Origin of the sequence: Hymenobacter nitidus, assembly GCF_020447315.1 — a bacterium.
In the GTDB taxonomy this organism is placed as follows: Bacteria; Bacteroidota; Bacteroidia; order Cytophagales; family Hymenobacteraceae; genus Hymenobacter; species Hymenobacter nitidus.
On record NZ_JAJADQ010000002.1, the window covers coordinates 569,008 to 593,917 of the forward strand.

A 24,910-nucleotide genomic window follows, 5' to 3' on the forward strand; every position below is an offset into this window, starting at 1 on the left:
AGTTGGGTGGGGCGGCTGGCTACGCGCGTTGCGTGCCTAGCCGCCCCACCCAAGCCCAACAGGTTACCAACCATCACCTCCTTTCCCCGCTCCCCGCTTTCCTTATGCTCAAACAACTACTTTCCGTTGGTCTGCTCACCCTCGCGCTGGCCACTGTCCGGCCCGCCCTGGCCCAGCAGAACGACCCGCTGAAACGCCCGCATCCGGAGCACACCTACGGCTTCCGGTGCGCCTTCGACAGCGTCCAGCAGGCCGCCTTTGCCCGCAACCCCGGCTCGGAGCGCAACTACCGCAACTTTCTGTTGCAGGCCACTTCCCTCTCGGCTCAGGACCAGGCCCGCCTGCTGGCCCAGCCCGACGTGACGGTGCCCGTCGTGGTGCACGTTATTCACACCGGCGGCGCCAATAACATCAGCGACGCGCAGGTGCAGGACGCCATCCGCATTCTGAACGAGGACTACAGCAAAACCAACCCCGATACGGTGGACGTCATTGCCGCCTTCCAGCCGCGCTATGCCAACATTGGCTTCAAGTTCCGGCTGGCCCAGCGCGACCCCAACGGCAACTGCACCACGGGCATCACCCGCACTTTTTCCACCCAGACCAGCATCGGCGACGACCGGGTGAAAAGCCTTATTACCTGGGACCAGAACCGCTACCTCAACATCTGGGTGTGCGACGCGGCCAACGGCGCCGGGGGCTACGCCTACCTGCCCTGCTCCGGGGGCTCGGCCGATGGCATTGTAATTCGTAATCAACAGTTTGCCAGCGTCGGACGCTCCTGCGGCAGCAACTTCTGCGTCCGCTCCCTCACCCACGAAGTCGGGCATTACTTCGGCCTGCCCCACACCTGGGGCGGCTCCAACACGCCCGGGGCGGCCAGCAACTGCGGCATCGACGACGGCATTGCCGATACGCCCAATACCGTGGGCGTGGGCGCCCCAGCCGGGGGCTCAGGCTGCCCACTGACCAGCAGCCCCTGCGGCGTGCTGGCCAACGTGCAGAACTACATGGACTATTCCAGCTGCGCCAAAATGTTCACCACGGGCCAGAAAACGGTGATGCGCGCCTCCCTACTGCTCACCTGCCGCAGCACGCTCACCTCGGCGGCCAACCTGCTCAGCACGGGCACCAACGAAGGCTACCTGGCCGCGCCCTGCGCACCTATCGTAGCCTTCCAGCCGTCCTCGACGGTGGTGTGTGAAGGCGGCACGGTTACCTTCTCCGACTACTCCTACAACGCCGACCTGACGGCCTCCACCACGCAGTACCAGTGGCAGTTTCCCGGCGGCCAGCCCGCCTCCTCTACCCTGCGCCAACCCACAGTTATCTACCCCAGCGGCGGCGTCTATAGTGCCACGCTCACCCTCACGACGCCCGGCGGCAGCACCACCAGCACCCGCCCCCAGCTGATTCAGGTGCAGGGCCCCACCTCGGGGCTGCAGGGGCCGGTAGCCGAGTCGTTTGAAACACCGGGCTTCCCGGCCAATTTCCCCGCCCCGGATTTGCGTAACTGGACGTCCACCTCTACTGGCACCCAGGCGTTGGCCCGCTGGGAGCGGCAAACCAGCGCCGTCGCCAGCCAGGGCACCGCGTATCTGCAGATTCGCAACTCCCTGCTGCCCACCGGCACGACTACCAGCCTGACTTCTCCCAACCTGAATCTGAGCAGCATCAGCGGCCCGGCTTTCCTGGTGTTCGACCGCGCCTACGCCCGCCGCTCAGCCACGGCCAACGACCAGCTGCGCGTGCAGTTCAGCGCCGACTGCGGCGTGAGCTGGACCAACGGAGCGACCTACTTTGCGGCCAACCTCAGTACCAAGGGCAGCCAGTTCTACGGCGGCTTCAGCCCCGATTCGCTGGAGGAATGGCAGCCGCTGACGGTCAGCATTCCGGACCAGTACAAGAACGGGCGTTTCCAGGTGCGCCTGCAAATGGTAAGCAACGGCGGCAACACGCTCTTTATCGACAACCTGCGCATCGGCAACGCCACCATTCTGGCCGCCCGCAGCGCCGAGCAGGCCGGCATTCATGTGTATCCCAGCCCCCTGACGGTGGCCACGGCCGTACACTTCCGCCTGACCACTCCCCGGCTGGTACAGCTGGTGCTGACCGACGTAGTGGGCCGGCAGGTGCGGGCCACCGCGCCCCGCCAGTACGGAGCCGGCGAGCAGCAGCTGGCCCTGACGCAGCCCGGACAGCCGCCCCTAGCCCCCGGCCTCTACGTGGTGCGCCTGCTCATCGACGGGCAGACCTTCACGACCAAAGTACTGGTTCAGTAGTCCTTCCGGTTTCGTTTTTACCCAAAAGCCCCGACGCCTGCTGTGCGTCGGGGCTTTTTGCTGGCCGGCAGTTTTTGAAAAACACCCCAGTAATTCTGCGGGGCAGGTCCTCATTGCGTCGGGGCCTGCCTATCTTTGCGGCCGCTTCTTTTTACCCGAAACTCCCTGTATGATGCGCAAACAAAAGCCCGTTAAAGACTCCTTCGTGATTATGACCGAGTTGGTGCTGCCCAACGACACCAACACGCTCAACAACCTGATGGGCGGCCGTATGATGCACCTGATGGACATTGCCGCGGCTATTTCGGCGCAAAAGCACTCCAACCGCATCGTCGTCACGGCCTCGGTCGACAACGTGTCGTTCCGCGACAGTATCGCGCTGGGCAACGTGGTAACCCTGCAGGCCCAGGTGACGCGCTCCTTCAACTCCAGCATGGAAGTACACATCGACGTGTGGGCCGAGGACATTCCCAGCGGCACGAAGATGAAAACCAACGAGGCCTTTTTCACCTTCGTGGCCGTCGACCAGTCGGGCCGCCCGATTGACGTGCCCGAGGCCGTGGCCGAAACCGAGGAGGAAATCCGCCTCTACGACGGGGCCCTGCGCCGCCGCCAGCTGCGTCTCGTGCTCGGGGGGCGCATGAAGCCCCAGGAAGCCAACGAGCTGAAGGCCTTGTTCGACATGGAATAACGGAGGATGCCTGGCAACTGCCGACGCACCCACCGACTACTTTTTCAGCCCCAGAAAGCAAAGCACCACTATGGATCAGGCGTCGCTGGCATTTTTTCAGAGCTTCTATACCAACGTCTCGCTGTACGTCGTGCCCGAGCCGGGAGTAGCGGCTACTCCCGGCCCGGCAGTAGCCACGCCGCTGGCTACCGCCCCCGCAGAAGCACCGGTTGCCGTAGCACCGCCAGCGGCTGTGCCGGCTACGGTCAGCGTGGCACCGCCATTACCAGCGCCTCCCCCGGCGCGGCTGGCTCCCGCCGCGCCGCCCGCGCCCGTTGCGGTTGCCGCTGCTACACCCGTGCTGCCATCCGCGGCAACGGCCGGCAAGCTGCCTTCTCTGGCCAATCTGAACCTGCAGCAGCCCCCGGCTCCCCGGCCGCCGGTGGCGCCTGCCGTAGCGCCCACACCTCCGCCAGCGGCTGCCCCGCCCCGCCCCGCTGAGGCCCCGCCGGTCCGGACGGCCCCGCCGCTGAATGCCACGCCCTACTCCACGCTGGGCAGCAACCCCAACGGGCTGGTTATTCTGGTGCGCATGGACCCGGTACGCTTCCAACGGCTGCCCAAAAACGTGTTCCTGAACAACCTGCTCAAGGCCATCCGCCTGATTATGGAGGATGTGGTGCTCATCAACGTCGAGTCGCCGCTGCCCGTGGAGCTGAAAACCATCCGGCAAAAACTGGCGGCCCGGCAGATTATCGGCTTTGGCAAAAACCTGCTCGACGTGGCCATCCGCACCACCCAGCTCTACGAGCCGGTGCTGCTGGCCGGCGACGCGGCCTACCTGCCCGCCGCCGAAATCGAGCTGCTGGAAGAAGACAACAGCCGCAAAAAGCTGCTCTGGCAGGCCATGCAGCGCATGTTTTTGAGTTAGAGTGGTGGTTGGTTGTGGCTGTTGGCTTGCTTCTACTGACTTACCTGTTAGCCAATCAACCCAAATAAAAAAGGCTCGTCATATGACGAGCCTTTTTTGCTTTTAGCAGGCATTGAAACCAGGCCAACAACCAGACGAATCTACTTCAGTACCGAAGCCAGCTTGGCGTCCAGAGCCTCGCCGCGCAGGTTTTTGGCGACGATACGGCCCTGGGGGTCGAGCAGGATCGACTGGGGAATGGACTTCACGCCGTAGGTCTGGCCGGCGGCACTTTCCCAGCCGCGCAGGTCCGATACGTGGGTCCAAACCAGGCCGTCGGCTTTGATGGCTTTGAGCCACTTTTCCCGGTCCTGGTCAAACGAGACGCTGTAAATCTCGAAGCCCTTGCCTTTGTACTTGTTGTAGGCGCGCACCACGTTGGGATTTTCCTTGCGGCAGGGGCCGCACCAAGAGGCCCAGAAGTCAATCAGCACGTACTTGCCGCGCAGGGAGGACAACGTCACGGCCTTGCCGTCGGGTGAGGGCAGGCTAATTTCAGGTGCGGCCGAGCCCACGGCCGTGGCCCGCAGCGGGTCGAGCTTGGCGGCCAGCGCCTTGGTGTAGCGCGAGTCGGGCATCGTCTTCTTGAACTGGGTCGACATGGAGTCGATGAAGGCGAACTGCTCTTCGGGGTTCAGCAGGTTGCTCACGGCAAACGCCGACACCACCGAGTTCGGGTTCTGGCGAATCAGCTGCTTCAGAACGCCTGTATTGTAGGCCTGGGCGGCGTAGAACTTGGCCTCGATGATCTTCATCGAGTCGGAAGCGCCAGCCTGGGCGCTATTGTTGTAGCGCATCTCCAGCATGGCCATATCGTGCTTCGACTGCAGCATGGCTTTGCCCAGCTGCTGCAGGGTTTCCGAGTCGCGGGAGCCTTTCACCACGTAGCCCTCACTCAGCTTCTTGGCGTCGCCGGACAGCTGCAGGTTGGTAGCGTTGTCCAGGGCCACCAGCACTTGGTTGGCATCGTTCACCTTTACCTGGTAGAGGCCCGCTTCCGGCACGGTGCCCTTCATCGTGAAGCGCCCCTGCTCGTCGACGGTGGCCGTATCGCGCGACACAAACTGGGTTTCACCCAGCTCCGCCAGGTATACTTTGGTACCCGCCGGGGCATTGGTCAGCTGGCCACTAACCTGGTAGCCGGTGCCCGCCGCAGCGCTGCCCGTCGTTGGCGTCGTCGACTTGCTGCAGGCATTGGCCATGCCCAACAGGGTGGTTACCAGAAGAATACTTTTCATTTTCTCAATCATTCTTAGTTACGCTACAAGCGGCCGGCGCGAAACGCTTTCCGCTTTTGTGAAAACAAGCAGTCGGGGGCTTATTTAGTTCAGCGCCGAGTCCTCAACGCGTGAAGTGCCGTCTGGTTGGGATGAAGATAGGCGTTACGCGTCGAGCTTCTGGCGCAGCAGCTGGTTGGCCAGCTTGGGGTCGGCCTTGCCGCCGGTGAGCTTCATCAGCTCGCCCATGAACATGCCGGTCAGCGACTTTTTACCGCCGCGGTACTCTTCCACTTTGGCCGGGTTGGCATCCAGCACCTGCTGAATCATGGCCTCCAGCGCGCCGGCATCCGACTGCTGCAGCAGGCCTTGGGCTTCGGCCGCAGCGGCGGCGGTTTGCGTGGGGTTGTCTAGTAGATACGGAAATAACTGCTTGGCTGCTACCGAGTGACCGACCTTGTTCTCATCAATGAGTTGAATGATGTCGGCCAGGTGTTGAGGTGTGAGCGGGAAGTCCTGCATGGTCAGGGCGCGCTCGTTCAGGAACGACTTCACCGGTCCCTGCACCCAGTTGGCGGCCGCCTTGGCGTTGGCAGTCAGGCGCGAAAGCTCGTCGAAGAACAGAGCCACTTCCTTCTGGTCGGTGAGCACCGAGGCGTCGTAATCCGAGAGCCCCAGCTCGCCGGTGAAGCGGGCGTAGAGCTGCTGGGGCAGAGCCGGCAGCGAGGCCTGCACCTCGTGCAGCCACTCGTCGCTGATGATGAGCGGGGGCAAATCGGGCTCGGGGAAATAGCGGTAGTCGTTCAGGGTTTCCTTCGAGCGCTGCCCGCTGGTCGTGCCCGTAGCGGCGTCGAAGCCACGGGTTTCGCTGTCGAGCGTGCCACCGGCTTCGAGCACGGCAATCTGCCGCTCGATTTCGTACTCGATGGCGCGCTGCACGTTGCGGAAGGAGTTCATGTTTTTGACCTCCACCTTGGTGCCAAACTTCTCGGCGCCCTTGAGCATCACCGAAATGTTGGCGTCGCAGCGCAGGGAGCCTTCCTCCATGTTGCCGTCGCACACGCCCAGATACACCACCAGCTTCTTGATTTCACTCAGGTAAGCGTAGGCTTCGTCGGCGTTGCGGATGTCGGGCTCCGACACGATTTCAATCAGGGGCACGCCGGCGCGATTCAAATCCACCAGCGTTTCGACTTCCCCGGCCAGGTGCATGCTCTTGCCCGCGTCTTCCTCCATGTGAATGCGCGTCACGCCGATGCTCTTGGTCGTGCCGTCGGCGAGGCGAATCGGGACGTGGCCGGCCGTGCAGATCGGGGTTTTGTCCTGGGTTATCTGGTAGCCCTTGGGCAGGTCGGGATAGAAGTAGTTTTTGCGCGCAAACAGGTTGTCGCGGGTGATGTGGCAGTTGGTGGCCAGGCCCATTTTCATGGCGTACTCCACGGCCGTGCGGTTCACCTTGGGCAGGGTGCCGGGGTGGCCCAGCGTAATTACCGACAGGTTGTTGTTGGGCAGAGCACCGTACTCATTCTCATCCGAGGAGTACATCTTGCTCTGCGTCAGCAGCTGGGCGTGTACTTCCAGGCCGATGACGGGCTGGTATTTGGCTTTTATTGCGTCGTCCATATCAATCAAATTGAGCCGTTGGGGCGGGTTTCACCCCAATGCAAGCGCTAAGTTACTTGCTGCCGCGGTTTTTATTCGCCAACCGGCTCCGGGGCCCCTTTTTTTTGGTCTTGCCGTCTTCTGAAATCCAGGGTACCTCAGGCGAAAAAAGAGTTCAATACCCCGGCGGTACACCACGGCACCAAACCAGCGGGCGGCATCTACGGGCATCAACTCAGGCCGGCAAGCCCGTTTACTGAGCAGAATCAGCTGGCCGGCTGATTCTGCTCATGCCCGGCGCCCGGGAGCCAGGGCAACTTTGGCCCCCAATTACTGCCGTTGGTTCGCCAGTTGGGCAGCAGACCGGCGGGGCGTTCCAGGCGGCCCGTCTGCTGCGGCCGTATGCCTGCCGGCACACTACTTTCTCACCTCCTTATCTTCTCAACTCATGGCTCCGACCACCCCCGCTCCCACTGGAAAAATACTAACCGAGTTGCCCACCGCCGCCGCGGCCTCCAACTCCACCCCCTCGCTGGCCGAGCGCCTGGCCCAGGTGCTGAGCGCCTCAGTCACGGCCCGCACGGTGTACGGCGAGCCCATCACCCACGACGGCGTGACGGTAGTTCCCGTGGCGCGGGCCACGTACGGCTTCGGGGGCGGTAGTGGCACCGGGCCCCATGCGGCAGGCGGCAGCGGCGGCGGGGGTGGCGTCAACATTGTTCCGGTGGGCTACATCGAGCTGACGGAGGGGCGCAGCCGCTTCCGACGTATCCGGCCCTCGGTGGTGCCCCTGGTGGCGGTGAGCGGCATGGTGGCCCTGCTGCTGTTACGGTCTGTACCCAAGCTACTCAAGAACCGGGGGCAGTAAGCACCTCCACGGCCGTTGATATTTATAATACGCTGTTTTTCATAACGTTAATCAGATATAAACCTATTTTTAACGGCCCCTCACAGCACAAAAAACCGGGTCGAAAATCCTTCCGACCCGGTTTAGGCTAAACCTGTGCTGGTAAGGCTCAATTAGTCGCTGAAGACCGGCACGTAGGTGGCCATAAAGGTGCTACTGGCCTGGTTGTAGGCGTTTACCACCTTCTGGTTCTGGGTGTTATAGAAGCTGATGCACTTGTTGTAGAGGTCCACATCGGCCTTGCTGAGCTTGTCTTTGCGCTCAATCAGGTCCTTGAGCTTCACAAACTGGTCGGCGCACATGCTGTTGTAGGTCTTCACCAGGTTGCGGGCCGCGTCGCGGTACTGGGCATCCTTGCCCCGGAAAGCGGGTACGGCGGCCAACTGGTCGAGGGCCGCCTGTGTATCGGCCTGCAGCTGCACGCGGGCCGCTTCGAAGTCGGCCGCGTTTTGCTGGCGCATGGCGTCGGCGAGCATGGCGCTGGCTTTTTCGGTGCGGAATTGGGCCAGGAACACCTGGTGCTGATAAGTATTGACTTCCGACACCTGCTTCATGTACTGCGACAGGCGCTTGCCCTCGGGGTCTTCGCCCACCGTCATCTTGTGGCGCTTGGCGAAGCGCTGCTGGGCCGCGTTTACGCTGTCATTCACAGCCTGGAGCTTGCCCTCGGCCACTTCCTGGGCGTGCAGGTAGCGCTCCATGTTTTCCACGCTGCCCGTGCGGGTACCGGCCATCATGTCCACGGCTTTGTAGTCCTCGGAGTACACTTTCAGCTGTTGGTAAAAAGCTTCCGTGGTCTGGTCCTTGAAGCCTTTGTCGTCCTCGAAGGCGGGCAGCTTGGCCAGCTTGGCCAGGGAAATCTCGGTTTGCTTCACCAGCTCCATCCGCTTGGCATCCACTTTCTTCTCGTTGTCGCTGTGGGCAGCCTTGCTGATATAGCGCAGGTTTTTCTTGAGCATGGCCCGCTGCTCGCCGATGATAAAGTTGTTGTAGGCGCCCGGGTCAGTAAAGGTCTGGGCCGAGGCTTTAATAGTGGTGAGGCCGGTCAGCAGGCTTCCGGCCAGTAACAGGGTAGAAATGCGCATAAAGCAAACGGTTGATACGGTGTGAGAAATGACTAGTGGTTGGGCTTAGCGCCGGGCCGGACCGGGCCCGAAGTTGGGTGAGCTGGGGGCCGGACGCATAATGATCTGCTGATACGGGCCTTGCAGGCTCTGGCTGAGGGCCTCCAGTGCGTCCGGATTGCGGGAGTAGTAGGAAATCTTGAAGACGATGGGGAACGTAAACTCGGTTTCCACCGGCTCGCCGTCTTCCATGCCGGGCTGAAAGGGCTTGAGCTTCATGACCGACGCCACGGCCGTCTCGTTCAGCAGCTCCGAATCCGACTTGAGCACGTGGGCATTCTGCACCACCCCGCTTTTAGCCACGGTAAAGGCAACCAGCACGGTTCCCTCCTTCCGGTTGCGCAACGCACTGACCGGGTAGCGCATCTTGCCGTACAGGTCCTTGGCCAAAGCGGGCTGCCCGCCGGGATATACCGGCGCGGCCTGGGCCTCGGCAAACGTCCGGGGCTGCCCGTCGGGGCCAAACAGCTCACCGGCCGTGCGGAAGCCCTTCACGTAGGTTTCGCGGCGCTTGAGCGTGCCGCTGGGGTAATACACCAGCCGCTCGCCATGGAGCTTGCCGGCCACATATTCCTCCCGGGCCTGCATCTGCCCGGTTTCGAGCCAGTTGGTTTCTACGCCGTGCTGAATGCCCTGCTGAATGTGGGCGTAGGGAATAATGCGCCGGATTTTGCCCGAGGGAAAAAAGATGCGCACCGTACCGCTGACGCTGTCCCGGAAGGTGATTTCCTCACGGTGGTGGGCGCCAGCTTCGGACGGCAGGATGCCGCCGTTCGCATCAAAGTAAATGGTAGTCCGCTGCACTACCGCCAGGGGCTTGGCCTCCGGCGCCTGGGCCAGAGCTTGTTGACTAACACCACACAGAACCAGAGAAGCTAATAGTAAGGGTAAGCGCATAGAAAGAAGGGGATGTAAAACGGGTAAAAGTAAGCGTATTCTATTTCATATATCTTCTCAGCAGCGCCGGGGTCAGCACAAATAGTTGCCGGCTTTGCCGCCGCTCCTAGCGGCCGGACAGTCTTATGCGGCCGCCGGCAGGAGCAGCAAAGCCTGCAAGGCCGCCGCTTCGGTTTCCAGAGCTTCGGCCTGCAGGCGCAGTAGGTAGCAGCGGGAACTCAGTTCCAGGGCCAGTGCGGTAGGGCGCTGGGCCAGCCAGCGGTGGCGGAACCAGAGGCTGGCCAGTCGGTCGGGACGGGAGCTTCGTCGGGCCGGGGTCGGGCGGTAGAGCGGCCTGGTAGCTACCACGCAAAAAGGCCCGGCAGCAGCCGGGCCTTTTCATCGTTTTTGGCGGGCCGGAGCAGCCAGCGTTTTTCCAGTCTCCAACCCGGGCAGCCTTACGCCAGCGTCTTGCTTATCAGCTCCTCGGCTTTGGCAATGGCGGCACCCAGGCCGGCTACGTTTTTGCCGCCGGCCGTGGCGAAGAACGGCTGGCCGCCGCCCCCACCCTGAATGTCCTTAGCCAGCTCCCGCACCAGCGTGGAGGCATTGAGCTTGCCAGCCTTGGCAATGTCGTCGTCGAGCATCACGGCCAGTTGGGGCTTGCCTTCGATGTCGGCTCCGAGCACCAGCACGAGGTTTTCCACGGTCTGGCGCAGGTTGTAGGCCAGGGTTTTGAGGCCGTCAGCCGAGCCCACCTGCACCTGGGCAGCCAGGAAGTTGATGCCATTCAGCGGCTTCACCTGGGCCACCAACTGGTCTTTTTGCTGGTTAATGCTCTGCTGCTCAAACTGCTCGATCTGCTTGCGCAGGCCGGCAATTTCCTCGGTCTGCTTCTGCAGGCTGGGCAGCAAATGCTGGGGGTTGCCCAGGGCCTCGCGCACTTGGTTGAGCAAATCAATCTGCTGGTCCACGTAGGCTTCGGCCGTTTCGCCGGTGACGGCCTCGATGCGGCGTACACCCGCACCCACGGCGCTTTCGGAGGTGATTTTGAAGAAGCCGATTTCGCCGGTACCCCGCACGTGGGTGCCGCCGCAGAGCTCTACCGAGTAGTCCTTATCGAAGGTGATGACGCGCACGAACTCGCCGTACTTTTCGCCGAACAACGCCATAGCGCCCAGGTTTTTGGCCTCGGCAATGGGCACGTTGCGGCGCTCATCCAAGGGAATCTGCTGGCGAATCCGCTCGTTGACCATCCGCTCAATCTGGCGCAGCTGGTCGTCGGTGACCTTGGTAAAATGCGAGAAGTCGAAGCGCAGCAGCTTCTCGTTCACCAACGAGCCTTTCTGCTGCACGTGCGAGCCGATGATGTCGCGCAGAGCGGCCTGGAGCAAGTGCGTCGCCGTGTGGTTTTTACGAATCAGCTCGCGGCGGGCGTGGTCGATTTTGGCCGAAAAGTCAGCGTCCAAATCCTGGGGCAACTCCAGCACGGTGTGCACAATCAGGTCGTTTTCCTTCCGGGTGTCAATCACGCGCACCTTGCTCAGGGGCGAATGCAGGTAGCCCGTGTCGCCGATCTGCCCGCCCGATTCGGCGTAGAACGGCGTTTGGTCGAGCACCACTTGGTACTCGGTTTTGCCCTTCTTGTCGATTTTGCGGTAGCGCAGGATTTTGGCCGGGGCCTCGTCCTGGTCGTAGCCCACGAAAGCGGGCTGCTCCTCCGATTCCAGTACCACCGTCCAGTCGCTCTGCTCGGTTTCCTGGGCGTTGCGGCTACGGTTTTTCTGCTGGGCCAGCTCCTTCTGGAAGCCTTCCTCATCCACCGTGAGGCCCTTTTCGCGGGCAATCAGAGCGGTCAGGTCGAGCGGAAAGCCGAAAGTATCGGAGAGCTCGAAGGCCGTTTTGCCGTCGATGCGGTTGCTGTTCTGGCGGGCAGTTTCTTCCAGAGCATCGAGGCGGCGCAGGCCGTTTTCGAGCGTTTTCAAGAAAGCTACTTCCTCTTCCTCGACCACGCGCTGCACGAAAGCCGTCTGCTGCTTCAATTCGGGGAAAATGTCCTTCATCTGGTCGGCCAGCACGGGCACGAGCTTATAGAGGAAGGGCTGCTTCTGGCCCAGGGACGAAAACGCGTAGCGTACGGCTCGGCGCAGAATGCGGCGAATCACGTAACCGGCCTTCACGTTGGAGGGCAGCTGGCCGTCGGCAATGGTGAAGGAAATCGTGCGGATATGGTCGGCAATAACCCGGATGGCAATGTCGGTTTTCTCGTTTTCCGTGGCGGGCTGGTCGTTCACGGTGGCGGGCGAGGTGCCGTGGTATTGCACCCCGGCCTCGGCGGCAATGAACTGAATCAGGGGCTGGAATACGTCGGTATCGTAGTTCGACTTCACCCCCGACACGGCCATCATCAGGCGCTCGAAGCCCATACCGGTATCCACGCTCTGCTCGGGCAGCTTGATGAGGGACTTGTCGGCCAGGCGCTGGAACTCCATAAACACGTTGTTCCAGATTTCGACTACCTGCGGGTGGTCGGCATTCACCAGCTCGCGGCCGGGTTTCTGGGCCCGTTCCTCCGCGGAGCGCAAATCGATGTGGATTTCGGTGCAGGGGCCGCAGGGGCCGGTGTCGCCCATTTCCCAGAAGTTATCCTTCTTGTTGCCGGGCAAAATCCGGTCGTCGGTGGTGTATTGGCGCCACAAATCCTGGGTTTCGGCGTCGGCGGACGTGCCGTCCTTCTCGTCACCCTCGAAGTAGGTCACGTAGAGGCGGTCCTTTTCCAGCTTATACACCTCGGTGAGCAGCTCCCAGGCCCAGGCAATGGCGTCCTTCTTGAAATAGTCGCCAAACGACCAGTTACCCAGCATTTCGAACATGGTGTGGTGGTAGGTGTCGTAGCCTACCTCTTCCAGGTCGTTGTGCTTGCCCGATACGCGCAGACACTTCTGGGTGTCGGCAATGCGCTTGTAGGGCGCGGGCTTGTTGCCCAGGAAATAATCCTTGAACGGGGCCATGCCCGAGTTGATAAACAACAACGTCGGGTCGTCCTTCACCACGATGGGCGCCGAGGGCACAATGTGGTGGCCTTTGGAAGCGAAGAAATCCAGGAACTGCTGGCGGACGTGGCTGGCGGTGGGAAGTGACATAAGCGGATGACGCCCGGCTGCGGCCCGGCGAGGCTAAAGATGCGGTGAACGAAACGGCTGAACCGGTGGAATTGGCGGCAGCCGGGAATTTGGTTACTTTTCGCCTTTCCAGCGGAAAGGCCGTTCCGGCAAAGTTAGCCGACTTTATAGAAGTGAGAAATCAGAAGTTAGAGCTTAGACTTGTTCCCAGCACTATTTCAGCTACAGTTCTGCTCTTTCCAGCTCCCTTCTACCGTCTTATCTCTCAGTTCTGAGTTCTACAAAATGCCTTATAAAGAGCGCGACATCGAGAAGCAGTATTTCACCATCGGCGAGGTGGCGGCCCAGTTCAACGTGGCCCCGTCGCTGATTCGCTTCTGGGAAACCGAGTTTGAGGAGCTGCGCCCGCGCAAAAGCAAGAAGGGCAACCGCCTCTACACGCCCCAGGACGTGGATATTTTCCGCACCATCTACCACCTGGTGAAGGAGCGCGGCTACACCATTCCCGGCGCCCGCGACATGCTCAAGCAGAAAGGCCCCCAGCTCAAGGAAAAAATCGACGTGATTCAGAGCCTGGAAAAGGTGCGCGGCTTTCTGGTAACTATGAAAAAGGAGCTCGACGCCATTGGTAAGGCGCAGCAGGGCTAACGTAGGTGCAGCCTCTTTTTTCGGGTGTCATCCTGAGTTTGCGAATCACCTTTTAGGATGAGCACGACTAGCGTAATAACGACTCATGCTAGCGTGATAGGGTCCTTCGCAGGCTCAGGATGACAGCCAATGATTACCCGACTATCTATTTTACTTTCATTATACGTCTAGCATGCCTATTTCTACCGACGAATTACTCTTCCACGAAGTTGCTCTCACCCTCTTTCCCGGCATCGGGCCGCAGCTCACGCGGCAGCTGATGAGCTACGGGGGCTCGGCCAAAAACGTGCTGATGCTGCCGCCAGGCAAGCTGCGCAAGATTCCCGGTGTGGGCCCCACCACCGTGGCCACGCTCACGGGCGGGGAACGGACGGCGGCCCTGAAAAAGGCTGAAGACACGCTGCGCAAGGCCGAAAAAGGCGGGGTGCAGCTGCTTTTCTACACCAGCCGGCAGTACCCGAAGCGGCTCAAAACCATTCCTGACGCCCCCGTGCTGCTTTACTACCAAGGCACGGCCGACCTGAACCAGGACAAAACCATCGGCATCGTGGGCACCCGCAAGGCTACCGACTACGGCCGCGAGCAAACCGAGCGGCTAGTAAAAGGCTTTGCCGAGCACCGCCCGCTGGTGATTAGCGGCCTGGCCTACGGCATCGACATTGCCGCCCACCGCGCCGCCTTGCAGGAAGGGCTGGAAACGGTGGGCGTTATGGCCACCGGCCTGGACGTGCTCTACCCGGCCGCCCACCGCAAAACGGCCGAGAAAATGCTGACCCAGGGCGGCCTGCTCACCGAATTCGCCTTTGGCACCCAGCCCGACCGCTACAACTTCCCGGCGCGCAACCGCATCATTGCCGGCCTCTCCGACGGTACCGTGGTGGTAGAAGCGGCCCGCAAGGGCGGGGCGCTGATAACGGCCGAAATTGCCCTGAGCTACAACAAAGACGTGCTGGCCATTCCCGGCAACCTGGGCTCGGTGGCCTCCGAGGGCTGCAACGACCTGATCAAGGCCAACAAAGCCGCGCTGTATGGCGAGCCGTCCGACCTGGAGCAGCTACTCAACTGGGACGCGGCCCTGCACCAGAGCGGCAAGTTCAAGCCCACGCCCGTCTACGCCCCGGCCGACTTTACCGCCGAGGAGTTTCAGCTGCTGGAAGTGTTGCTGGCCAGCAAGGAAGAGCAGATGGACAACCTGAGCTGGAAAACCCAGCTGCCGGTCAATAAAGTGGCCACACTGCTGCTAGGTCTCGAATTTCGGGGCGTGGTAAAGGCGCTGCCGGGCAAGAAGTTCGTGCTGCTGTAGGCGTGCGGGCAGACAGGCAGTAGCTCGGACAGTTCAGGGCCAGTCCGCCGCATTCAGGTGCTGCAAGCGTATCCAGACCCTTCACATAAAAAAGGCCGTCCTAGCTGGGACGGCCTTTTTTATGCGAAGGGTTGAAATATGGCTCTACCTTGCGGCCCATGCTACTGCTCAATAATACGCTGCTGCCCTCCGCCAGCCTGTCTTTGCCCAACCGGGGGCTGGCGTTTGGGGATGGTTTTTTTGAAACGCTGGTCGTGGCCCACGGGCGCCTGCGCTATGCCCTGCACCACCACGCCCGCATGCAGCGGGCCGCCCGCGCGCTCTACCTGACTTTGCCCAAGTCCTTGGCCTCGGCTGGGGCCCTGGAAAACACTCTGGTACAGCTGGCACAAGCCAATAACCTGGCAGAGGCCCGCCTGCGGGTGCAACTCTGGCGCGGCGGTGGTGGCCGCTACACGCCCCTCACCGACTCGGTAGAATGGCTAGCCACGGCCGAAGCCTTCGTAGTGGATTCCTCGCCCATTCAAAACGCCGGTTTTGCCCAGGAAGTCCAGGCTATTCACTCGCCGCTGAGCTTTTGCAAGGGTCCGCAGGCCTGGCTCTACGTGCGGGCCGCGCACGAGCGGCAGCAGCGCGGCCTCGACGAAATTATTCTGTGCTCGGCGGCCGGGCATGTTGCCGAGGCGGGGGCCGCGGCGGTTTTCTGGCTACAAGCAGGAACGCTGTATACGCCGGCGCTGGAAACGGGCTGCGTGGCCGGCGTGCGGCGCGCTCATCTGCTGCGCGCGGCCCAGCACCAGCAGCTACGCTGCGTGGAAGGGCTGTTTACCCGCGAAAATGTACTACAGGCCGAAGCCGTATTTACGGCGAATGTGGCAGCTATCCGGCCGGTTCTCAGAATTAAACAGGCAGAATTCCCGGCCCAGCACCCGCTGCTCACGGCGCTGCTCGGCTGGGAGCAGGAAGCTTAACGGTTGGGCGCGAGGCTCCGGCAGCGCAGACGCAGCCAGCTTTCCTCAAACTCGGCGAGGTCGGCTTCGGTAACGTCGTTTATGCGCAGGATTTCGGCCCGGTCCTGCTCACAGCCCTCCAGGGCGTAGAGCGCAATCCAGGCGCGGTGCTTGCGGGGCAGCACGGGTAAAGTCAAAGCAGGCACTGAAGATGTGGGCACTGAAGAATGGCAGGGCGGGTAGCGCAAATACGTACGCAATCTACACCCTTTTGGATTTTATAAATACGATTGAATTTTATCTAAACGAATACTGAACTATAAAATTCCCTTCCCATTGGAAATTTACAAAATCACTCGCTGATCAACTCTTGTGCTTCGGTGCTAATACCTAGTATCAAACCGTGTTAACCAGCTATAAAAGAACATTTACAATAAGCTGGCCGCCGGCCGTCATTTTTCTCCCCTGAATTCGCCCATACTAAGTACAATATACCCAAGCCCGCTTCTCCCCCGGCCGTGGCACCATACACCTGGCTAAGCGACTCTATGACAACAGAATATAGCCGCTGCACGCGGTTGTCGAGCGTGCTACGGCCCTGTTGCAGGCGCCCACCGGTAGCCAGCAGCGGCTCGCACGAAATGGATTATAAGCAGCTAAGGCCCGGACTGGAAAGCCGAGGATGTTGCTAACAAAGCCCAGACCAGGCGTCTGAATAGTGCGCTATACTGCTACCGGGGCTTTGATGGCAGGGTGCGGGTCGTAGTTTTCAAGCGTGAAATCGTCGTACTGAAAGCCGAAAATGTCTTTCACCGCCGGGTTGATACGCATCTGCGGCAACGGGCGCGGGGCGCGGGTGAGCTGCAGGCGGGCCTGCTCCAGGTGGTTGGAATAGAGGTGGGTGTCGCCGCCGGTCCAGATGAACTCGCCGGGCTGCAGACCCGTGACCTGAGCCATCATCAGCGTGAGCAGGGCGTAGGAGGCAATGTTGAAGGGCACGCCCAAAAATACGTCGGCGGAGCGCTGGTAGAGCTGGCAGCTGAGCCGGCCGTCGGCCACGTAGAACTGAAACAGGGCGTGGCAGGGCATCAGGTGCATCTGGTCCAGCTCGGCCACGTTCCAGGCCGACACTAGAATGCGGCGCGAGTCGGGCGAAACCGTGAGCTGGCGCACGACTTCGGAAATCTGGTCGATGTGGGTGCCGTCGGGCCGGGGCCAGTTGCGCCACTGCTTGCCATACACCGGGCCCAAGTCGCCGTTGGCATCGGCCCACTCGTCCCAGATTTTAACCCCGTTATCCGTCAGGTACTTGATGTTGGTGTCGCCCTGCAAAAACCACAGCAGTTCGTGGATGATGCTTTTCAGGTGGACTTTTTTGGTGGTGACCAGCGGGAAGCCCTGCTGCAGGTCGAAGCGCATCTGGTGGCCGAAAATGCTGAGCGTGCCGGTGCCGGTACGGTCGGTTTTCTGGGTGCCGTGGTCGAGAATGTGGCGGACGAGGTCGAGGTACTGCTGCATGGGGCGAAAGTACGAACCTTCCTTTAGGATTTACGCCCCACGGGCAGCACCGCCGCCTGGGCCGACACGGCCTGCCAGCGCCCGTTCAGCTTCACGTACACGTCGGTATAGCGCAGGCGCAGGGAAAAGGGCTGCCCGAGCCAGGTGCCGGTTTGCAGAAACCAGCCGGTGAGAATCACCATGTTTTTGCCGTACTGCCGCACCCGCACGTCCTCGCTCTGAAAGGGATTCACCACCGAATTGGGGTTGCTGACGGCCAGCAGCATGGTTTTCTTGTCGTTCACACTGCCATCAGCGGCAATGTAGAGAAAGTCGGGTGCCAGCAGGCGACTGATAAAGGCCGTGTCGCGGCTGACGATGGCCTCATTCCAGCGCCGCTCCAGCTGCAGCAGCTCCTGGGCTACTTTGGGATCGGGCGGCCGGGGTGCGCCGCGCTGGGCCACAGTGGCGGTGAGGGGGAATATGATTAGGAGAAGCGTGAGGATGGGGCGCATTGTTAAGTGGTTATTTTCCGTCTGTCATCCTGAGCTTGCGAAGGATTTTCCTCTTCTACCCAGACAATTTATTCAACGCGGAAACTTTCAGATTGATAGCCAGAGCCGGATTTTACGCGTTGATTTAGCGCTACCCTCACATACAGAAAGTTGTGTCTACTGGAAAGCATAACGAACCGTAATTTCTTCTTCCGTCGTTGTGGAAGCTGGCTCAAAGTGCAGCTGCGCCAGCAGCAGCCGAACCTGCTGCACCATTACATCCCGGTCGGCGGCACCCGGCGGAATTGTATTTGCTAGTTCTTTCACCGCAGTTACCTGCCCAGTGGCATCAATAGTTAGCTCCATAGTAATGTCTCCTTCTACCAAATAGCGCAAGGCCATTACCGGATAACGGATAGACGTTCTTATATACTCATAGTATTTGTTGTCTTCCGGCATAGCATTTTTAGCTTTCAGGCGCTGACCGATGCCGCGCTGCAATACCGGCGCAGCGGCGGCTCTGGCGGCAATTCGTAGCGAATCACGGCGCAGCATCTGAACTCTACCCAAAGAGTCCCGGGAAGATTTTGCCTGGGCCAATTGCTTACTTCGCTGAGCAGCAGAAACGGCTGGCTTGGGTATCGGTACTGGCCGCGCGTCCCAGCGGTTCAAACCGTTCTGCGCCCAGGCAGGAGCACTGAGCACAAGTACCAGCACTAGTGAGAATAAACGGCGCATGCGTGTAATAGCAAAAAAGCAAAACTCGGGTGGCCAGCTAAGTAAAATATCAGCCTCCCCAGGGCCAATTCAATGTAACGAAGTTCACCCTCTGGCACTGCATACTTAGCTCACTGAACGTTACTCATCATAGCATGGAGGAAGGTCCTTCGCAAGCTTAGGATGACAGACGGAAAAATAAAAAAGCCGCCCGTAAAGGCGGCTTTTTCAACAACTGAGCTTCAGGCAGCTTCTCACAGCGACTTGGTCACGGGCGTAATGGCGGCCGGCGTGGTTTCGGCGGGCTTTACTGAGGCCGTTTTCGCGCCTTTTTTCATGCAGCAGGAAGGCGTGGTGGCCGTGCTGCCGGTGCTGGCGCACTGGGCTTTCATTTCCGTGGAGCAGGCTTCTTTCTTGCCTTTTTTGCCTTTTTCGTCTTTGCCGTCGTGGGCGGAAGCGGTGCCAACGAAGGCAAACAAAGTCAGGGCGAGCAGGACGTTTTTCATGGATAGATATCTTAGGAAGTGAGGAAACAAAAGCCGGCGGGGCGTGGTTGGCTCCCTGGTGCCTCTAAAGTACAAAAGCGGCGGCAAAGTCCGACGCCAACCGAGGCAGCTTTTTCCTGATGTTGCCGCCGCCCCGGGGCGGCGGCCCTAGCCCACCGAATGCCGCTTCGCAAACTCAGTTACCTCACCCTGCTCGGCCTGGCCCTGATGACGGCCGTGAGCGTCTATTTCGTGGCCCAGCTGCGGTTCAACTACAATTTCAACGACTTCTACCCCGCCGGCGACCCGGACCTGGACTACTACGAGCAGTACTCGGCCCGCTACGGCAACGACAACGACTACGTGCTGCTGGGCGTGGAGGCCCCGGCCGGCCGCTCGGTGTTCGAGCCCGGGTTTCTAACCAAGGTCGATTCGCTCACGCGCTTTATCCAGCAGCGCCGCCACGTGGTGCACGTCACCTCGCCCACCAACGCCGCCAACCCCGTGGTCGAGGGTTTCGGCGTGTTCAACATTCCGTATCTGCACCCCCAGGAACCGGCCCGCCGCGCCCAGGACTCGGTGCTGGTGTACCGCACGCCGGGCCTGGTCGACAACCTGATTGCCCGCGACGCGCGCTCGGTGACCATCCTGTTTCAGACCACGCCCAACCTGAGCAAGCCCCCCGGCGACTCCCTGCTGGCGGCCGTGCGTACCGAGCTCAGCCGCCAGGGCATCGCCGAAACCGAGTACCACATGGCCGGCAAGATGGTGGCCCAGTCGGTGTTTGTCGACCGGCTGCAGTGGGAACTGGTCGTGTTCATGAGCTTGTCGGTGGTGCTGGTCACGGTGCTGCTCTGGTTCACGTTTCGCACCTGGTGGGGCGTGGTGCTGCCGCTGGTGGTGGTCATGGGGGCCATTATCTGGGGCCTGGGGCTGATGAGCGCCTGCGGGGTCAGCATCGACTTGATGACGGCCCTGCTGCCCATCATGCTCTTCGTGGTAGGCATGTCCGACACGATTCACATCATCACGCGCTACAGCACCGAGCTGGGCTACGGAGCCAGCAAAAAGGATTCGTTGCTGATTGCCCTGAAGGAATCGGGCTTCGGCTCGGGCTTGTCGGCTTTGACCACCAGCATCGGCTTTTTCACCCTGATGACCAGCACTATCCGGCCGATTTACAACTTCGGGCTGTTTACCGGCATTTCGGTGCTGCTCACCTTTATTCTCTCCTTTACCCTGCTGCCGGCCATGCTCGTGCTCCTGCGCAAGCCCCAGCTGCGGGTGCCGCGCCAGGAAGGCCACAGCTGGGACGGGGTGCTGGGCCGCATGTTTCGCAACGTGCTGGCCCACCGGCGGCTGGTAGTGGGCCTGAGCGCCCTGATTCTGATTGGCTCGGTGGCCTCGGCCTCCCGCATCCGCATCAACTCGTCTTTGCTCGACGACCTGTCGAAAAACGACCCGGTGAAGCTGGACTTCGTGTTTTTCGAGCAGAACTTCGCCGGGGTGCGACCCTTTGAGCTGGCGTTGCAGCCGGCCACGGGCCGCAGCATCTACGATTTGCAGGTGCTGCGCGAAACCGAGGAAATCGAGGGGTACCTGCAGCAAACCTACGGGCTGAATTTCGTGGCCTCGCCCGTGACCATCATCAAATCGGTGCGCAAAGCCCTGAACGGCGGCCTGCTGGAGGAGTACCGCCTGCCCGCCTCCGAGGCCGAGCTAACCCAGCTGGTGCGCCGCGTGAAGCTGTTTCGCAAGAAGCCCGAGTTCCGGGCCCTGGTGCTGCCCGACGGCACCGAGGGCCGCCTCACCGGCCGCATGCCCGACGTGGGCAGCGTGCGGGCCGAGGCCCTGAACGCCGATTTGCGCCGGTTTCTGAGCCAGAACACCGACCCGAAAGTGCTGCAAACGCGCCTGACGGGCTCGGCCAACCTCATCGACAAAAACAACGAAAACCTCACGCTCAACATGATTACGGGTATGAGCATCGACATTGTGATGGTCACGCTCATCGTGCTCTTCCTGTTCCGCAGCGTGCGCATGACCATCGTGGTGCTCATCCCGAACCTGGTGCCGATTCTGGTGGTGGCCGGCGTGATGGGTCTGGCCGGGGTGAGCATGAAGGTGAGCACCAGCATCATTTTCACCATTGCCTTCGGTATTGCCGTCGACGACACGATTCACTTCATCAGCAAGCTCAAGCTGACGCTGCTGCAGGAGCCCAGCCTGTTCAAGGCCGTGCGCAAAACCTACCTGATGGCCGGCAAAGCCGTCATCGTGACTTCCCTGATTCTGGTCGGCGGCTTCAGCACCCTCATTTTCTCCTCCTTCGACGGTACCTTCTACGTGGGCCTGCTCATCGGCCTGACCCTGCTCTTCGGCGTGGTGGCCGAGCTGACCTTGCTGCCCATTCTCATTCTGTACTTCTACAAGCACAAGCCCCAGGAAATCCGCCAGCCCGTGCCTCTGCTCACGGAATAGTTTTCTAATGTGCTGATGTGCTAATATGGGGAATGTGCTAACCCGTGTCATTGCGAGCGAAGCGCGGCAATCTGTCCTCTGCGCAGTACGATACGCTCTTTCACCAGAAAGCCCTTGCCCGTTAGCAACAGGAAAGGGCTTTTCAGTTAAGTATGCTCCACACATTTCAGCCTCGGTCATTATGAAGGCTAAGGCTTGGCCAGGATGAGCCCAAAAGGAGTGGACATCGGCCCCTCATCGTAGTTATTGATGTAGACGACCATCGGCTTCGGATTATTTATCCAGGTTACTTCGTACGCATTGAGAACGGCCATACCGTTGGCAATACCGTTGGGGGTTTTGAATGGGCAGCAGCTACCCATGCGTCGGTAACTGATTTCCTGACCTTGCGGGCCTCGCAAAGTGTTCAGAAAACTGAAGACGTTCCGACTTTTAGGATTCGTTTTATCACCCACGCAAACGGGGTTCTTTTGCGTTACCCCGTAGGTAGAGTCTGCGCTCAAAGTCACTCCCGTGGCGGGTGGTACTACCTGCCGGGCCTTATCGTAGTAGCTTTGGGGAATATTATTAGACCCCATAATTCTGGGGTTGGCATCCGTTCCAGAATCTGATTGCGCCCATCCACAAGTGGGAATACCGAGCATTAACGTCAGACTTAATGAGTAAAATATACGTTTCATTAGCTCGATTTACAGAAAAAAAGACCTTTCCTCCGACTCCTACCCTCTTTTGCCTTGAACCATCCATTCGTTTTGCTCCGGTTTTCTTTTTTACTGCTCTCAGCGAGTCTGACCTTAAGTACCGTTTATGCTCAGGCCCCTACTGCCCCTGTGCCCACCCAACCCGACCTCATAACGCCCCTGATTCAGGAGCGCGAAGCGCTGATTCGCCAGTATGAGGAGGCCAGCGCCCAGCGCAACGCCTTTCTGGCCAACAAGCCTTCGAAAAAAGACCTCCAGGAAGTGGTGGATGCGCTCAAGGGCATTATCCGCAAGGACACCGAGATTGTAAAGGCCCTGAAGGAGTCGTCCATTCGGCGCACGGCGACCATCGTGGCCGAAAAAACCCAGGCCGAGCGCCAGGTAACCGTGGCCCAGGGTGACCAGTCGATGACCCGGGAGCGGTTCTACGACCTGGAAAACCAGATTCAGAACCTGCAGATCCGGGACAAGCAGCGCGAAAAGAAGCTGCTGGAGGCCCAGGCCGCTGCCACCGAGGCCGAGGGTGCCCGCACCAGCCGGGAGCTGATTGCCGCCGGGCTGGCCGCCCTCTGCATTGCCCTGCTCTGGTATATCTTCAAGCTGCGCGGACAGGTGCGCCCCGCCCGCCGTGCCGTGCGCCGGTAAGTTGATTATTACGCTCCTTTAGAAAGCATGCCGAGTAGAGCCAGCCAGTTCGTGCGCCATCGTAATTAAGTATCATCCTGAGCTTGCGAAGGACCTTATCACACCAGAACCGGCTTAGGTCTTTCGTGACAAGGTCCTTCGCAAGCTCAGGATGACGGCCAGACTTTTTTTCTTCACTGCCTATGCTTATTCCCGCCGCTCAATACCTGACCTACGCGGAGGCGGTGCAGCTGTATAATGAGCTGTTGGCGGCGGAAATCAACTCCCTGGTCAAAACCTGCGGGCCGCCTTCCTTTCCCTTCGGCGACGGTATCTGGTACCAACTGCTGATTGAGGAAGCCGATGCGGATGCCGCCCGGGAGCTGGTAGTGCACTTCGAGGCCCAGCGCACCAGCCTTACCGTGCTGCGCTGCCCCCGCTGCGGCGCCCCCGACCCGCAGCTCCTGGCCCGGCCCGGCTTTTGGCGGCGCCTGTACTACGCTGGCACTACGCTCTACCGGTGCGCCGGCTGCGGCCGCAATTTTTCCGCGTAACACGCTTTTTATCAGGTCTTAAGCCATTGCGCTATACAGCCCCGCCGGTTGCGCCGCGGGACTTTTGCAGCTTTTACCGGTTATCACGTACAGTATTTCGCCGGGCAACTCGTCTGCCGGCGTAGAACGTATTCCGTGTTTACCTTTTCTATCCCCAGTATGGCTAACGACACCACAACCGCACCCGCCAAAACTTTCGCCCTGGGCGGCGACCTGACCATTAACCGCATGGGCTACGGTGCCATGCGCATCACCGGCGACGGTATCTGGGGTCCGCCCCAGGACCACGCCGAATCCATCCGGGTGCTGCAGCGCGCCGTGGAATTGGGCATCAACTTCATCGACACGGCCGACAGCTACGGCCCCAACGTGTCGGAGGAGCTGATTGCCGAGGCCCTGCACCCCTACGCTAAGGGCCTGATTATCGGCACCAAGGGCGGCCTGCTGCGCACCGGGCCCAACCAGTGGCCCATCGACGCCAGCCCCGAGCACCTGAAACAGGCTTTGGAAGGCAGCCTGCAGCGTCTTAAGCTCGACCAGATTGACCTCTACCAGCTCCACCGCGTCGACCCCGAAGTGCCGTTTGAGAAGACCCTGGAATTCCTGCAAAAGGCCCAGGAAGACGGCCTGATCAAGCACATCGGCCTCTCGGAAGTAACCGTGGAGCAGATTCAGCAGGCCCAGCAGTACGTGAAAGTAGTGTCGGTGCAGAACATGTACAGCGTGGACAACCGCAAGTGGGAGGCCGAGCTGGAGTTCTGCGAGCAGAACGGCCTGGCCTTTATTCCGTGGTACCCGCTGGCCGGCGGCAACGAGCAGGCCCTGAGCAAGCTCACCCAGATTGGCGAGAAGCACGGCGCTACCAAGCAGCAGGTGGCCCTAAGCTGGCTGCTGCACCGCTCCCCCAATATCCTGCTGATTCCGGGCACCTCGAAAGTAAAGCACCTGGAAGAAAACGTGAAAGCGGCCGACATTCAACTCTCGGCCGAGGATATGGCCGCGCTGGAAAACTTCGGTAGCTAAGCCGGCGGCCCCGGCCAACCCTCTTGCCCACCCGGCCCGTACGGAGTACTCCAGCAGTGCTTCGTGCGGGCCGGGTTTTCTTGTGCCTAGTCTGCCGCCGCACCTTACTTTACTATCCACTAACACCTTATCCATGAACCACTTCCTTGCCCTCGGACTGACCCTGGGTGCCGCCCTTACTCCCCCCGGCGCCCGGGCCCAGACGGCCGCCCCGTCCCCGAAATACGTCCGTACGCCCACCGGCTTTTTGCTGGTGCTGCGCCAGGGCGACAACGTCCTGCAGGAGCTGGAGCAGCTGGCCACCCGGGAAAAGATTGCCGGGGCCAGCCTGACGGGCCTGGGCTTCGTGCATCCCACGTTCGGCTTCTGGAACGGGCAAACCAAGACCTACGACCCCAAATCCTTCCGCGACACGGAGCTGGCCAGCCTCACCGGCAGCATTGCCTGGAAGGAGGGCAAGCCCGCCCTGCACCTGCACGGCGTCGTGACCGACAAGACCTTCGCGGCCTATGGCGGCCACATTCTCGCTTTGGAAGTAAGTACCGGCTCGGTAGAAATTACCGTTACCCAGCATCCGCAGCGGCTGGTGCGGGAAGTGGACGAGCGGAACGGAGCCACGGTAATGAGTTGGTAGCACGGCGGTTATCGTCTACATTAGGCCGC

The 24,910-nt window shown here is 60.6% G+C and carries 24 protein-coding genes; 12 read left to right on the plus strand and 12 right to left on the minus strand.

All coding sequences use genetic code 11. The features are described from left to right. Positions 1–104 precede the first annotated feature (104 nt). The 3 genes from LGH70_RS05830 to LGH70_RS05840 all read left to right on the plus strand — a co-directional run bounded on the left by LGH70_RS05830 (position 105) and on the right by LGH70_RS05840 (position 3,883). Positions 105–2,282 (plus strand): M43 family zinc metalloprotease, encoded by a 2,178-nt coding sequence (locus LGH70_RS05830; RefSeq protein ID WP_226183579.1) that lies wholly within the window; start codon positions 105–107, stop codon positions 2,280–2,282. A gap of 172 nt (positions 2,283–2,454) precedes the next feature. Next, complete coding sequence (locus LGH70_RS05835; RefSeq protein WP_226183743.1) at positions 2,455–2,973, plus strand: acyl-CoA thioesterase; 519 nt, start codon at positions 2,455–2,457, stop codon at positions 2,971–2,973. A gap of 70 nt (positions 2,974–3,043) precedes the next feature. Continuing rightward, complete coding sequence (locus LGH70_RS05840; protein WP_226183581.1) at positions 3,044–3,883, plus strand: hypothetical protein; 840 nt, start codon at positions 3,044–3,046, stop codon at positions 3,881–3,883. Between the two features lie 140 nt (positions 3,884–4,023). Here LGH70_RS05840 and LGH70_RS05845 read toward each other — a convergent pair whose 3' ends face one another. Next, positions 4,024–5,160 (minus strand): TlpA disulfide reductase family protein, encoded by a 1,137-nt coding sequence (locus LGH70_RS05845; RefSeq protein WP_226183583.1) that lies wholly within the window; start codon positions 5,158–5,160, stop codon positions 4,024–4,026. Positions 5,161–5,304: 144 nt separating this feature from the next. Further along, a complete protein-coding gene (gene gatB, locus LGH70_RS05850) occupies positions 5,305–6,762 on the minus strand; it encodes an Asp-tRNA(Asn)/Glu-tRNA(Gln) amidotransferase subunit GatB (protein ID WP_226183585.1) in 1,458 nt (485 codons plus the stop codon). 427 nt (positions 6,763–7,189) lie between these two features. On the opposite strand from gatB, the gene LGH70_RS05855 reads away from it, so the two are divergent. After that, a complete protein-coding gene (locus tag LGH70_RS05855; protein WP_226183587.1) occupies positions 7,190–7,609 on the plus strand; it encodes a spore germination protein GerW family protein in 420 nt (139 codons plus the stop codon). Positions 7,610–7,761: 152 nt separating this feature from the next. On the opposite strand, the gene LGH70_RS05860 is transcribed toward LGH70_RS05855, so the two are convergent. From LGH70_RS05860 to alaS, 4 genes are all read right to left on the minus strand, one after another. After that, positions 7,762–8,733 (minus strand): LIC11966 family surface protein, encoded by a 972-nt coding sequence (locus LGH70_RS05860; RefSeq protein ID WP_226183589.1) that lies wholly within the window; start codon positions 8,731–8,733, stop codon positions 7,762–7,764. 45 nt (positions 8,734–8,778) lie between these two features. Next, a complete protein-coding gene (locus LGH70_RS05865) occupies positions 8,779–9,669 on the minus strand; it encodes an energy transducer TonB (RefSeq protein WP_226183591.1) in 891 nt (296 codons plus the stop codon). Positions 9,670–9,792: 123 nt separating this feature from the next. Further along, the gene (locus LGH70_RS05870) at positions 9,793–10,017 is read right to left on the minus strand and encodes a hypothetical protein (RefSeq protein WP_226183593.1); all 225 of its coding nucleotides are present in this window, start codon (positions 10,015–10,017) and stop codon (positions 9,793–9,795) included. A gap of 89 nt (positions 10,018–10,106) precedes the next feature. Further along, positions 10,107–12,791 (minus strand): alanine--tRNA ligase, encoded by a 2,685-nt coding sequence (gene alaS, locus LGH70_RS05875; protein ID WP_226183595.1) that lies wholly within the window; start codon positions 12,789–12,791, stop codon positions 10,107–10,109. A gap of 264 nt (positions 12,792–13,055) precedes the next feature. Between alaS and LGH70_RS05880 the strand changes: the two genes are divergently transcribed. From LGH70_RS05880 to LGH70_RS05890, 3 genes are all read left to right on the plus strand, one after another. Further along, complete coding sequence (locus LGH70_RS05880; RefSeq protein WP_100336180.1) at positions 13,056–13,418, plus strand: MerR family transcriptional regulator; 363 nt, start codon at positions 13,056–13,058, stop codon at positions 13,416–13,418. Between the two features lie 172 nt (positions 13,419–13,590). After that, positions 13,591–14,721 (plus strand): DNA-processing protein DprA, encoded by a 1,131-nt coding sequence (dprA, locus tag LGH70_RS05885; protein ID WP_226183597.1) that lies wholly within the window; start codon positions 13,591–13,593, stop codon positions 14,719–14,721. 158 nt (positions 14,722–14,879) lie between these two features. After that, the gene (locus LGH70_RS05890) at positions 14,880–15,692 is read left to right on the plus strand and encodes an aminotransferase class IV (RefSeq protein WP_226183599.1); all 813 of its coding nucleotides are present in this window, start codon (positions 14,880–14,882) and stop codon (positions 15,690–15,692) included. Here the strand turns inward: LGH70_RS05890 and LGH70_RS05895 are convergent. From LGH70_RS05895 to LGH70_RS05915, 5 genes are all read right to left on the minus strand, one after another. Further along, a complete protein-coding gene (locus LGH70_RS05895) occupies positions 15,689–15,868 on the minus strand; it encodes a hypothetical protein (protein ID WP_226183601.1) in 180 nt (59 codons plus the stop codon). The two genes, LGH70_RS05890 and LGH70_RS05895, sit on opposite strands and share 4 nt — an antisense overlap. Positions 15,869–16,394: 526 nt before the next feature. Continuing rightward, the gene (locus tag LGH70_RS05900; RefSeq protein ID WP_226183603.1) at positions 16,395–17,189 is read right to left on the minus strand and encodes a thymidylate synthase; all 795 of its coding nucleotides are present in this window, start codon (positions 17,187–17,189) and stop codon (positions 16,395–16,397) included. A gap of 23 nt (positions 17,190–17,212) precedes the next feature. Continuing rightward, positions 17,213–17,683, minus strand: coding sequence for a nuclear transport factor 2 family protein (locus LGH70_RS05905; RefSeq protein ID WP_226183605.1), 471 nt, complete (start codon positions 17,681–17,683; stop codon positions 17,213–17,215). Positions 17,684–17,839: 156 nt separating this feature from the next. Then, complete coding sequence (locus LGH70_RS05910) at positions 17,840–18,400, minus strand: hypothetical protein (RefSeq protein WP_226183606.1); 561 nt, start codon at positions 18,398–18,400, stop codon at positions 17,840–17,842. Between the two features lie 233 nt (positions 18,401–18,633). Beyond that, positions 18,634–18,885 carry a hypothetical protein gene (locus tag LGH70_RS05915; RefSeq protein ID WP_226183608.1) on the minus strand — a complete coding sequence of 84 codons (252 nt, stop codon included), beginning with the start codon at positions 18,883–18,885 and terminating at the stop codon, positions 18,634–18,636. Positions 18,886–19,044: 159 nt separating this feature from the next. Between LGH70_RS05915 and LGH70_RS05920 the strand changes: the two genes are divergently transcribed. Next, positions 19,045–21,345 carry an efflux RND transporter permease subunit gene (locus LGH70_RS05920; protein ID WP_226183610.1) on the plus strand — a complete coding sequence of 767 codons (2,301 nt, stop codon included), beginning with the start codon at positions 19,045–19,047 and terminating at the stop codon, positions 21,343–21,345. Between the two features lie 188 nt (positions 21,346–21,533). On the opposite strand, the gene LGH70_RS05925 is transcribed toward LGH70_RS05920, so the two are convergent. Beyond that, a complete protein-coding gene (locus tag LGH70_RS05925; protein ID WP_226183612.1) occupies positions 21,534–22,025 on the minus strand; it encodes a hypothetical protein in 492 nt (163 codons plus the stop codon). Between the two features lie 150 nt (positions 22,026–22,175). Here LGH70_RS05925 and LGH70_RS05930 point away from each other — a divergent pair, with 150 nt between their 5' ends. From LGH70_RS05930 to LGH70_RS05945, 4 genes are all read left to right on the plus strand, one after another. After that, entirely contained in the window at positions 22,176–22,691 is a 516-nt protein-coding gene (locus LGH70_RS05930; RefSeq protein ID WP_226183614.1) for a hypothetical protein, read from the plus strand. A gap of 182 nt (positions 22,692–22,873) precedes the next feature. Then, entirely contained in the window at positions 22,874–23,224 is a 351-nt protein-coding gene (locus LGH70_RS05935) for a hypothetical protein (RefSeq protein WP_226183615.1), read from the plus strand. A gap of 159 nt (positions 23,225–23,383) precedes the next feature. Beyond that, the gene (locus LGH70_RS05940; RefSeq protein WP_226183617.1) at positions 23,384–24,247 is read left to right on the plus strand and encodes an aldo/keto reductase; all 864 of its coding nucleotides are present in this window, start codon (positions 23,384–23,386) and stop codon (positions 24,245–24,247) included. Positions 24,248–24,380: 133 nt separating this feature from the next. Next, on the plus strand, positions 24,381–24,881 hold the full coding sequence (locus LGH70_RS05945; protein ID WP_226183619.1) for a PPC domain-containing DNA-binding protein: 501 nt from the start codon (positions 24,381–24,383) through the stop codon (positions 24,879–24,881). Positions 24,882–24,910: the final 29 nt, after the last annotated feature.

Bases quoted from the DNA above. Each gene is read 5' to 3' on its own strand.
- LGH70_RS05945 (WP_226183619.1), top strand. From the start codon at position 24,381: ATGAACCACTTCCTTGCCCTCGGACTGACCCTGGGTGCCGCCCTTACT.
- LGH70_RS05865 (WP_226183591.1), bottom strand. From the start codon at position 9,669: ATGCGCTTACCCTTACTATTAGCTTCTCTGGTTCTGTGTGGTGTTAGT.
- LGH70_RS05880 (WP_100336180.1), top strand. From the start codon at position 13,056: ATGCCTTATAAAGAGCGCGACATCGAGAAGCAGTATTTCACCATCGGC.
- LGH70_RS05915 (WP_226183608.1), bottom strand. From the start codon at position 18,885: ATGAAAAACGTCCTGCTCGCCCTGACTTTGTTTGCCTTCGTTGGCACC.
- LGH70_RS05910 (WP_226183606.1), bottom strand. From the start codon at position 18,400: ATGCGCCGTTTATTCTCACTAGTGCTGGTACTTGTGCTCAGTGCTCCT.
- dprA (WP_226183597.1), top strand. From the start codon at position 13,591: ATGCCTATTTCTACCGACGAATTACTCTTCCACGAAGTTGCTCTCACC.
- LGH70_RS05835 (WP_226183743.1), top strand. From the start codon at position 2,455: ATGCGCAAACAAAAGCCCGTTAAAGACTCCTTCGTGATTATGACCGAG.
- LGH70_RS05855 (WP_226183587.1), top strand. From the start codon at position 7,190: ATGGCTCCGACCACCCCCGCTCCCACTGGAAAAATACTAACCGAGTTG.
- LGH70_RS05860 (WP_226183589.1), bottom strand. From the start codon at position 8,733: ATGCGCATTTCTACCCTGTTACTGGCCGGAAGCCTGCTGACCGGCCTC.
- LGH70_RS05830 (WP_226183579.1), top strand. From the start codon at position 105: ATGCTCAAACAACTACTTTCCGTTGGTCTGCTCACCCTCGCGCTGGCC.
- LGH70_RS05890 (WP_226183599.1), top strand. From the start codon at position 14,880: ATGCTACTGCTCAATAATACGCTGCTGCCCTCCGCCAGCCTGTCTTTG.
- LGH70_RS05905 (WP_226183605.1), bottom strand. From the start codon at position 17,683: ATGCGCCCCATCCTCACGCTTCTCCTAATCATATTCCCCCTCACCGCC.
- LGH70_RS05840 (WP_226183581.1), top strand. From the start codon at position 3,044: ATGGATCAGGCGTCGCTGGCATTTTTTCAGAGCTTCTATACCAACGTC.
- gatB (WP_226183585.1), bottom strand. From the start codon at position 6,762: ATGGACGACGCAATAAAAGCCAAATACCAGCCCGTCATCGGCCTGGAA.
- LGH70_RS05935 (WP_226183615.1), top strand. From the start codon at position 22,874: ATGCTTATTCCCGCCGCTCAATACCTGACCTACGCGGAGGCGGTGCAG.
- LGH70_RS05940 (WP_226183617.1), top strand. From the start codon at position 23,384: ATGGCTAACGACACCACAACCGCACCCGCCAAAACTTTCGCCCTGGGC.
- alaS (WP_226183595.1), bottom strand. From the start codon at position 12,791: ATGTCACTTCCCACCGCCAGCCACGTCCGCCAGCAGTTCCTGGATTTC.
- LGH70_RS05925 (WP_226183612.1), bottom strand. From the start codon at position 22,025: ATGAAACGTATATTTTACTCATTAAGTCTGACGTTAATGCTCGGTATT.
- LGH70_RS05920 (WP_226183610.1), top strand. From the start codon at position 19,045: ATGCCGCTTCGCAAACTCAGTTACCTCACCCTGCTCGGCCTGGCCCTG.
- LGH70_RS05900 (WP_226183603.1), bottom strand. From the start codon at position 17,189: ATGCAGCAGTACCTCGACCTCGTCCGCCACATTCTCGACCACGGCACC.
- LGH70_RS05845 (WP_226183583.1), bottom strand. From the start codon at position 5,160: ATGAAAAGTATTCTTCTGGTAACCACCCTGTTGGGCATGGCCAATGCC.